This is a genomic window from Actinomyces sp. Z5 (assembly GCF_003287795.1).
In the GTDB taxonomy this organism is placed as follows: Bacteria; Actinomycetota; Actinomycetes; order Actinomycetales; family Actinomycetaceae; genus Actinomyces; species Actinomyces glycerinitolerans.
In genome coordinates this window covers 1-9,573 of record NZ_QMIN01000034.1, presented here as the reverse complement: position 1 = coordinate 9,573, position 9,573 = coordinate 1, and the positions used below count along the sequence as shown (strand labels likewise).

Sequence of the window (9,573 nt, the reverse complement as noted above, 5' to 3'; positions counted from 1 at the left end):
TCGGCGAGCGGGAGAGGTTGGGGCGAAGGCGTGGCGGGGCTGGCGGGAGCGGCCCGAGGCACGAGGGCCGCGGATGGTAAGCCGAGCCCCAACCTCTCCCGCCGCCCACGTTTCGTTGTCAGTAGGCCTCGGCGGCCTGGGCGGCGATGGCGTCGACGGCGTCGTTGAAGGCCGCGGAGGTCTTGGACGCCCCGGCCAGGGCGGTCACGTGCGCGTCCTCGATGCTGCGGCCGACCACGGCGTCGTCGATCTCCTCCACGAAGTCCGCCATGTAGTTCTTGGACGTGCCGGTCAGGGCGTGCCCGGTGACGGACACGTCGGTGATGTAGCCGCCCTGCAGGCTGAGGGTGACGTCGATGGAGTCCTCCTCCACCACGTCGTCCACCACCCCGTAGGCCTCGCTGACGGTGTACTCGCCGTCGGCGTAGGGGCCCCCGGTGGGGGTGGCGGAGGCGGTGGGCGCCTCCGCTCCGGCGGTGGTGGCGGGCTGCGCCGTCGGGTTCTCGGTCTGGGCGCGGCCGGCGTACTCGTCCTGCGCGGGAGTGACCTCCCCGCCACCACAGCCGGCCAGGCCGGCGGTGGCCAGAACGGCGCCGACGGCGGCCAGCGCGCGCCGCCTCATGACTGCGCCTCCTCGCCGCGGAGCGCGGAGGCGTCGCGCGCCCGGGTGTCCGGCTCGCCCTGTCCGAAGTCGAGCATGTCGCTCTCGCGGCGCCCGGCACCGCCGACGTTGTGCTTCTCCCCCACCAGGCGCCCGTGGTTGAGCAGGATCTGGCGCTGTCCGCAGGAGGCGACGTGGGCGTCGTGGGTGACCACGATCAGGGTGGTGCCGGCGGCGTGCAGGCGGGCGAAGATGTCCAGGACCAGCTGCTCGTTGGCCTCGTCGAGGTTGCCGGTGGGCTCGTCGGCGAGTACGAGCTGTGGGTGGTTGATCAGTGCGCGGGCGATGCACACGCGCTGCTGCTCGCCGCCGGACAGCTGGGAGGGCAGGTGGTGGGCGCGCTCCCCCAGGCCCACGTTCTCCAGGGCCGCCAGCGCCTCCTTCTCATCGGTCATGGAGTGGTAGTACTGCGCGACCATGACGTTCTCGATGGCGGTCAGGTGTGGGATCAGATGAAACTGTTGGAAGACCAGGCCGATGACGTGCTTACGGATGTCGGTCAGCTGGGAGGCGTTGAGCCGCCCGAGTTCGCGCCCGTCCAGGAGCACGGAGCCGCGGGTGGGCGTGTCCATGCAGCCGATGATGTTCATCAGGGTGGTCTTGCCGGAGCCGGAGGAGCCGACGACGGACAGCCACTGCCCGCGCGGCACCTGCAGGCTGAGGTCGTCGACGGCGTGCAGGTCGCCGTAGATCTTGGACACGTGCTGCAGTTCGAGCAGCACATCGGCGCCCTGGTCCGGCGAGCCGGTCCGCGGCGCGGTGAGCGTGTCGGTCATGTCATTCCTCTCTGAGGACGAGCGCGGGGTCGATGCGCGAGGCGCGGCGCACCGGAGAGTATGAGGCGACGACGGCGACCAGCGTAGTCAATGCGACGGAGGCGGCCGCCAGCCACCAACTGAAGCCGATGGGGCGGTCGAACACACCCAGGCCGACGGCGACGGCCAGCCCATAACCGATGGCGGTGCCGACCAGCCCGCCGATCAGTCCCAGCAGGGCCGCCTCGGCGAAGAACTCGGTGGCGATGGACCCCCCGGAGGCGCCCAGCGCCTTGCGCAGGCCGATCTCGTTGCGGCGTTCGGCCACGACGACGGTCATGGTGGTGGACACCCCCACCAGCGTCAGGCCCAGCACCACCACGGCCACCACCCAGAACAGGGTGTTGAGCATGGTGATGATGCGGGTGTCCCCGCTGGAGATCTTGGAGACCGGCTGGGCGGCCACGCGTCCGGCGGCGTCGGAATCGGTCACCGCGGCGGCGGCCTCATCCACGCCGGCGGCGGAGGTGTCGACGGAGAACTCCACCACGTCGTAGCCGGCGTCGACGGTGCCGGTGAGCGACTCGAGCGCGGCGGTGGGGACGTAGACGATGTCGTCCTCCTCCCCGCCGGTGTCGACGATGCCGGACACCCGCCACTGGGCCTGGCCCGCGGCGGTCTCATCGGACTTGGCCGGGTCGCCGGTGGCGGCGGTCGCCGAGCTGGAGGCCGAGGCCCCGGCATCGCCGTCGCCCTCCCCAACGGAGGCGAGGTTGTCGCTGGACAGGTACTCGGCGTTGACGGTGGAGCCGATCTTCAACCCGGCGTTCTCGGCCACATTGAGCCCGATCAGCACCTGCCCGGCCTGCGGCCAGTCGCCGTCGATCTCCCAGTGGCCGTTGAGCGCGCGCACGGCGTCGACGTCGATGCCGGCCAGCAGGTAGGGGGAACGGTTGATGCGGATGGTCTCGTAGCGGTAGGCGGCGGTGGCCAGCTGCTCGGTGGTGGTGTCGGTGGCCGCGGCGACGGCGGCGTCCACCAGCGCCAAGTCGGCGGCGCTGATGCGTGCGGTCGAGGTCGGGCTCTCCCCCGCCCCGTCGGCGTTCGCCGTCGCGGCGGCCGCGTCCGTGGCGGCTGTCGTGGCGGAGTCATTCGTGGTTGAAGCCGCCTCGGCGTCAATGGGGGTGACGATCAGGTTGGCGCCGTACTGGCGCATCTCGGCACTCATCTGGGCGGGTACGGCCAGGCAGATGGAGGCCAGGCAGAACAGGGTGGCGGCGCCCACCACGGATGAGCCGATCGCGGACAGGGCGCGGGAGCGGCGCCGCAGCATGGCGCCGATGAGCATGGTGGCGAACATGCGTCGATTGGTCATGGGCCGGCCGATGCCGGAGCGAGTACTCATGTTCCTCCTCACCGCTTGTGCAGGGCGGTTGCCGGCTGAATCCGCAGGATGGTCCGCATTGAGGAGGCGGTGGCGATCACCAGCACCAGCGCCACCAGCACCGCCACCAGCACGTACACCATGGGCCGCATGGTGATGGAGGAGCCGAAGACCACCCGCCCGATCAGTTGGGCGATCCCGGATCCGGCCGCCGCGCCGACGGCCGTGCCGATAACCCCGATGACGGCGGTCTCGGCCAGGATCAGCCGGTTGATGGAGGCGGAGGAGGCGCCCACCGCCTTGAGCAGGGCGAACTCGCTGGTGCGCTCCACTAGGGAGGCGTTGGTCAGGGAGGCGACGGCCAGCACCGCGGCGACCAGGCTGAGAGCGGTCATCAGGATCATCAGCGCCTGAGTCTTCTCCAGCACCTTGCCCTCGACGGCCGCCACCTGGCGCACCTGCTTGGCGACGGCGCCGGGCATGACCTCCTCGATCTGGTAGGTGATGGAGGAGGCGTAGGCCGTGCAGTACCAGGTCTCCCACTCGGAGGCGGACAGCACATTGGGGTTGCGGGCCGCCTTGCGCGACAGGTCGTTCTCCGGGGTGGTCAGCGCCTTGACCTCCACCTCGTCGACCTGACCGACGTGCCCGGTGAGTTCCTGGACCACTGCCAGCGGGGCGTACAGGGAGTCGTCGTCATCGTCGCCGGAGGTGTACACGCCGGTGACGGTCAGGGCCCGCTCGCCGCTCGCGGTGGACAGGGTGAGGGTGTCGCCGGTGGTGACGCCCAGACGCTGGGCGAGGGTGGAGCCGACGACCGCCTCGTCGGCGTCGTCGGCGGGCCAGGCGCCCTCCAGGGTCCACCAGGAGCGCAGGGTGGTGACTCCAGCGGTGGTGGTCTGCCCGGTGGACAGATTCAGCTCCTTGTCGAACCAGGTGCCGGTGATGGCCAGATCCTGCGCCTGGGCGGAGGCGGAGGCCACGTCGACGCGGCCGGTGAGCTCGGCGGCGAAGTCGACGATGTTGTAGGCCCAGAAGATCGTCTTGATGTTCGGCACCTCTGCCTCGTCGATGAAGGCGGTGGCCTCGGTGGTCTCCTCGGTCTCGTACAGGCTGGAGACGACGGCGTCGGCCTTGGGCTGGACCACGATGTTGGAGCCGTAGGCGGTCAGCTCGGCGTTCAGCTTGTCGCCGACGTCGAGCACGACGCCGAGCATGGCCACGGAGATGGAGGCGCAAAGCGCCACGGTCAGACCGACCAGGGAGCGGCGCCACAGTTGGCGGGTGAAGGAGCGGTGCAGTAGGCGGGCGAAGAACACGTCAGGCGAACACCTCCGCGCTGTCCTCCAGGGCGGAAAGGGGCACGGATACGGCGCCGTCGGCGACGGTGAAGTCGATGGGGATGGGGTTGCAGCCGCCCTTGAAGCCGATGGTGGCGGGGTTGATGGCCACGTCGCAGCGCTTGCAGATGATCTTGCCGTCGCGCTCGTAGTAGCCGGCCGGCCCGCAGGACTCGCAGGCGTCCAGTCCCACCCCGTAGGCGCCGCCGTTCTTCAGAATCATGATGAAGCGGACCTCGGTGCCGCCGGAGGCCTCGTAGGCGAAGCGGTGCAGGTGGCCGTCGGCCAGGAGGGTGGCGGACACGACGGCGGCATCTTGGGAGCGCTCGTAGGGTTCGGGATCGGACAGGGTGGGAACCTCGTTGACCTTGGCGACGGCGACGGTCCGGGTGGCCACGAGTGCGGCGAAGCCGAGCCCCGAGGCGAGCACCCAACGGCGCGAGCGGCGCCGCTCGGCGCGCAGGGCGCGGGTGCGGGCCGGATTGGACTGCGCCGGGGTGCGCCCGACCGCTCGGACCAGGGCGAACCCCATGGGCACGAGCCACACGGCGGCCGCCGCGAGCAGGATGATCCCGCCCGCATTGTTGGTGGCCCAGGTCATGGCGCGAAAGGCGGATCCGCTCAGGCGGATCAGGTGGGTGGACTGCAGTACCCGTGCCAGCTCCGCCAGGTGCATCGCCCCGAACACGACCGCGAAGACCAGTAGGGTCACGCGGGTGGGACGCACCGGGGCGCGGCGGGCCGTGCGGTAGTAGATGAAGGCGAGCAGGGCCACGGCCACCCAGCCGCCGATGAATCCGAGGACGCGCAGCAGCATTTCGGAGGACAGGACCTCCTCGCCCGGCTCGATGAAGGCGGTCAGCCCCAGCACCACGTTCGGGACGGCGCGGAAGAACGCCAGGCCGACCGCCAGGCAGGCGACCGGATGGGCGACCGCACCCAGCCGACCGTCCGCGCCCCAGGTGGGGCGGCGCACCAGCAGCGCGAGTACGACGATCAGGGCCGCGTCGATCGCCACACAGGCGATGAGGGTGGGGATGTTGACGACCGTGCGCCGGTCGATGACGGCGGTGGCCCGCAGGACGGCGAAGACGAGTCCGGCAGCGGTACCGGTCAGGGCGGAGGCCAGGCGCCAGCGGCCCGAGCGCGTCCAGCCCTCAACGACGGCGGGCGTCAGCAGGGCGGCCAGAGCGGCGTACAGCAGGAAGGGCAGGGTGGCCCCTCCGACTACGGAAACAAAGCGCTCCAACACTCCGCGTATTCTCCTCTCGATACCGGTCAGCTGTGCATGTACGCCCGTGCCTGCGGGCCACGTGACGGCGGCGCCGTCACCGCGGGCTCACCACTCCATGGGGGTGTAGTCCCAGTCCCAGGTGAGCTCGATGGGCTCGTTCCAGAAGCGGCCCTCGACACCGGTCTCGGGGTCGGTGTGCAGCACCCAGCCGTTCTCCTCCGGGCTGTGGATGGTGATGGTGACCGTGTACTGGCCGGCCTCCTCCAGGGCGATGTTGGCGCCGTAGTGGGGGCCGTCGGAGGCGTTCATCTGCATGAAGGTGCCCTCCACGGCCTCGCCGGAGCCGTCGGCCGGGGCGATGGAGTAGTCCACGGTCAGGCCGGGCACGAAGTCACCGGCACCGTAACCGAGGGTGTTGTCGGCCAGGGCACTGACGTCGGCCTCCATGTGGAAGCTGGCGTCGGAGGCGGCCAGGCCGGCGGCGCCGGCGGGCTCCATATCGACCGGCTGGAAGTAGACCAGGTTGACGCTGATCTGGCCCTCGGCCTCCTGGTCCACTTGGGAGTCGTTGACGTTGAACTCCTCGAATCCGGCGTCGTTGCCGGCGTCCGCGGCCGCCTCGGTGGCAGCGTCGGTAGAGGTGTCGGCGGCGTCGTCGGACGAGGAGCAGGCGGCCAGGCCGAGGGTCCCGACGAGGACGAGCGCGCCCGCCGCACTGACGAGTTTGAGGGATCGCATGGGGTGTCTTCCTTTGCGGTTGGTGGGTTTCTTATTCGGTTGCCCCGGCCGTCTCGGCCGCGGCGTCGGTGTCCGCGTCCGCGGCGGCCCGGGCGGCGTCGACCCGGCGGTGACGCAGCACGGACACGGCGGACAGGACGATGACGAGCGCGGCCATGAAGGCCTGGAACAGGAGGGTCTCCCGGTAGGGGTACAGGCCCAGGTAGTCGTACGTGGGCCACCCCGGTAGGTAGGTTGCCGGGATGATGTCGCCCTCGATGAGGGCGTGGGCGCCGCCGCCGGCGAAGATCACGACGAGGACGGCCATGAGGAAACTCGTGATGGCGAAGAAGGGCCGCAGCGGAATCCTCACGCTGGTGAAGCGGATGAGTAGGAAGATGACCACGAGCACCGCCGCTCCGGCGGCGAAGCCCTGCCAGATGCTGGCCGAGCCGGAGGGGTCCATGGTGAACAACGCCTCGTAGAACATGACCGTCTCCGCGCCCTCGCGGAAGACCGCGAGGAATGACAGGGACGCCAGCGCCCAGAAGCCGCCGTCGGAGATGGAGGCCTCGGTCTTGTCCTTGATGTAGCGGTTCCAGGAGGCCACCGATGACTTGGACAGCATCCAGTTGGAGGTGAACAGCAGCATGACCATGGCGATCAGCGCCACGACGCCCTCGAGGATCTCCTGGTGGGCGGAGGCGGAGTCGTACAGCCAGGCGAACAGCAGCGCCACCACGCCGGAGCCCGCCAGCCCCAGTACCAGGCCGGCGTAGATGTACTTGACCCGGTCCCGCATGCCGGCCTTGAGCAGGTAGGCGATGACGGCGGCGACCACCAGGATGGCCTCCAGGCCCTCGCGCAGCAGAATCAGGAAGGCCTGCCCGAAGGAGCCGGTGAGGAGGGCCTTGACGGGGCTGATGTTCTCGGCGGCCCCGCCGTCCAGGGTGGCGGCGTCCTCGGTCAGGTAGCCCTTGAGGGTCTCGGCGTCGGCGGTGATCGTCTCGATGTCGCCGCCACCCACCATGGCCTTGCGCACGACCTTGAACTGGTTCTCCACCTCGGAGACGCGGTCGCCGGAGATGGCGGACATGACGGTCTTCTCGAAGCCGAGCTTCTCGTAGTAGCCGTAGTAGGCGTTGTTGACGTCGGCGGCCCCGCCCTCGCGGTCGCCGGCGGCGGCCTTGTCCAAGCCGGCGTCGATGAGTTCGTTCATCTCGTCGGCGACCTCGGCCCAGCTGCGCTCGCCGCGCCCCTCGTTGACACGGGTCTTGTTGGCCTGGAGCTCGGCCCGCTGGGTGGCGATGGTGGCGGCCTGGTCGGCGGCGTAGGTGCGCGGGTCGGCCAGGTCGGCCAGCTCGTCGAGCTGGGCGGTGGTGCTCGTCAGGGAGTCGGACAGGTCGGTGACGCCGGAGTCGATGGTCTCCTGGTTGCCGGTGGCGTAGGCCGCCTGTCGCAGGTCGGTGAAGGCCTGCTGCTGCTCGGACACGACGTCGGCGCCGAGGTTGTCGGTGGTGACGACCTGCAGGTTGGAGGCGACGTAGCCGGAGTTGTAGGCGCGCTGGAAGGCGGCGGCGGCCCCGGAGGTGTCGCCCGAGGCGTAGGAGTCGGCGGCCGCGTCGAGCTCGGTGGAAATGGCCTGTGCCACCGCCGACCAGGAGTCGTAGTCCGTATCGGACTCGGCCGCGCGCGCCGTCGGCCACAGCCCGGATACCAGCCCGGTCAGCAGCACCAGTAGCGCACCGAGCGCAACGGCGCCGCGGACCGGCGGGGGCGCGGGGCGGTCCTGAAACGGAGCATGGGCCATGCTGGCGGCTTCCTTCACATACTGGATACGTTAGTCAAGCCTTCTACATAGTAGATGAGCCTGACCTGCAAACGAAAGACTAGGCTTACATAAATTGATTCGTCAAAAGCTGTTGTATTAAGACCTGGCAGGCCGTCATGATCCACCAGTCGCATCGATCCGGGGAGACGCAATGAGTGCTTTGTACGCTCCGGGCGGGCTCGCACACGCCTGGCGGTTCGAGGCCACCGGCTGCCGGTGGACCGTCCACACCCGTTCCCCCCTGCCCGCCGCGCTGCGTCGACAGATCACGGCGCACATCGACGCCTTCGAGAACATCTGGTCCCGCTTTCGCCCAGGGTCGCTGGTGCGTCGGGCCGCCGCCGGGCGGCTCGCGCCAGAGCCCGACGGCACGGTCGCGCTCGCACTGCCGACCGGCTCGACTCCCCTGCTGGACCTGTACGACCGGCTGCATGCGGCCACCGGCGGGCGCATCGACCCGTTGGCCGGCGCGGACCTGGTGGAGCTCGGTTACGACGCCGACTACAGCTTCGTGGTGCGCGACGGCGCCGCCCACCGACTCGGTGCCATCCATGGGCGTCCGACCTGGGCGGCCTGGGCTCGCCACGACGGCGATCGACTGCTGCTGCGCCGGCCGACCCTGGTCGACGTCGGTGCCGCCGGCAAGGGTTTCCTGGCCGACCTACTGGCCGCCTGGCTGCGCGCGGCCGACCATGAGGAGTATGTGATCGACGCCAGCGGCGACCTGTTGGTGCGCCGCCAGCAGCCGGTGCGCATCGGCCTGGAGCGGCCCGCAAGCGCGGGCGACGACCCGGACGGCACGGTGGTCGGCGTCGTGGAGTTGACCGCCGGGGCGGTATGCGCCTCGGGCGTATCCCGCCGCACCTGGGGGCCGGGACTGCACCACATCCTGGATGCGCGCACGGGCCTGCCCGTGACGGGGGCGAGCGCCGTCGTCGCCGCCTGGGCGGTGGCGGACCACTGTGCCGTCGCCGACGGGCTGGCCACGGCGCTGTTCGTGGCCGACCCGGCCCGGCTGGCCGCCGCGGGGTTCGACTACGACTTCGCCCTGCTGCGTGCGGACGGCTCGGCAGCCACCTCACGCACCTGGCGCGACCTGCCCGCCGAACTCTTCACCGTCTCTCGCCGAGGTCGGTAGATCTTACGTGCCGAGGTCGGTCGATATGGCGGAGCCGGACCCGCCGACGTGTGGCGTCTGTCCATACAAGACACCCTGCCCCATCACGTCCACGCCGCCATCGGGGCATCTGCCCACTCACACCTTGAACTCGAACCACTTCTTCCGGCGCGGAAACGTGGCGCGGGGCGGCTAGCGTGCCGGTGTCGGAGTCGGTCGTCGGCATGGCCGGCGTACGATCTGCCGTCTCGCGTACGATTCCTGCTCTCACGCACGCGTTTTGGAGTATCCCGACTCCCAGGCGCGAGGAAACCTCCAAACGCGTACGCGAGACGGACACGCGTACGTCAGAGGCGGAACAGTCCTGGCGAACGAGATCAGCGGCACCAGGAATCCTCGCCACGGCCGGAAGAATGATAGTGCGCCCACTCGGCGGCCGGGGCGGCGGCTGGCCCAGTGGTGTTGTTCGAGTCCCTGTGGTGAGTCTGCACACTCCAGAAGTGAGCGCCGCGACAGAATCCGCGGAATTGTGCG

Annotated in this window: 8 protein-coding genes; 1 reads left to right on the top strand and 7 read right to left on the bottom strand. The window is 70.0% G+C overall.

The window, feature by feature from the left end:
* Window positions 1-118: 118 nt before the first annotated feature.
* The 7 genes from DRB06_RS03675 to DRB06_RS03645 all read right to left on the bottom strand — a co-directional run bounded on the left by DRB06_RS03675 (window position 119) and on the right by DRB06_RS03645 (window position 7,901).
* Window positions 119-622: an FMN-binding protein gene (locus DRB06_RS03675; RefSeq protein ID WP_111819154.1), complete on the bottom strand. Its 504-nt coding sequence runs from the start codon at window positions 620-622 to the stop codon at window positions 119-121.
* On the bottom strand, window positions 619-1,437 hold the full coding sequence (locus tag DRB06_RS03670; protein WP_199912490.1) for an ABC transporter ATP-binding protein: 819 nt from the start codon (window positions 1,435-1,437) through the stop codon (window positions 619-621). The genes DRB06_RS03675 and DRB06_RS03670 overlap by 4 nt, the downstream gene beginning before the upstream one ends.
* Before the next feature lies 1 nt (window position 1,438).
* Window positions 1,439-2,821, bottom strand: coding sequence for an ABC transporter permease (locus tag DRB06_RS03665; RefSeq protein WP_211483006.1), 1,383 nt, complete (start codon window positions 2,819-2,821; stop codon window positions 1,439-1,441).
* A gap of 8 nt (window positions 2,822-2,829) precedes the next feature.
* A complete protein-coding gene (locus DRB06_RS03660; protein WP_108967878.1) occupies window positions 2,830-4,119 on the bottom strand; it encodes an ABC transporter permease in 1,290 nt (429 codons plus the stop codon).
* 1 nt (window position 4,120) lies between these two features.
* Entirely contained in the window at window positions 4,121-5,392 is a 1,272-nt protein-coding gene (locus tag DRB06_RS03655; RefSeq protein WP_111819153.1) for a DUF2318 domain-containing protein, read from the bottom strand.
* Between the two features lie 87 nt (window positions 5,393-5,479).
* Window positions 5,480-6,112, bottom strand: coding sequence for an iron transporter (locus DRB06_RS03650; RefSeq protein WP_108967883.1), 633 nt, complete (start codon window positions 6,110-6,112; stop codon window positions 5,480-5,482).
* Between the two features lie 31 nt (window positions 6,113-6,143).
* On the bottom strand, window positions 6,144-7,901 hold the full coding sequence (locus DRB06_RS03645; protein WP_111819152.1) for an FTR1 family protein: 1,758 nt from the start codon (window positions 7,899-7,901) through the stop codon (window positions 6,144-6,146).
* Window positions 7,902-8,073: 172 nt separating this feature from the next.
* On the opposite strand from DRB06_RS03645, the gene DRB06_RS03640 reads away from it, so the two are divergent.
* Window positions 8,074-9,060, top strand: a complete 987-nt coding sequence (locus DRB06_RS03640; RefSeq protein WP_111819151.1) for an FAD:protein FMN transferase — start codon at window positions 8,074-8,076, stop codon at window positions 9,058-9,060.
* The last annotated feature ends 513 nt before the right edge of the window (window positions 9,061-9,573 follow it).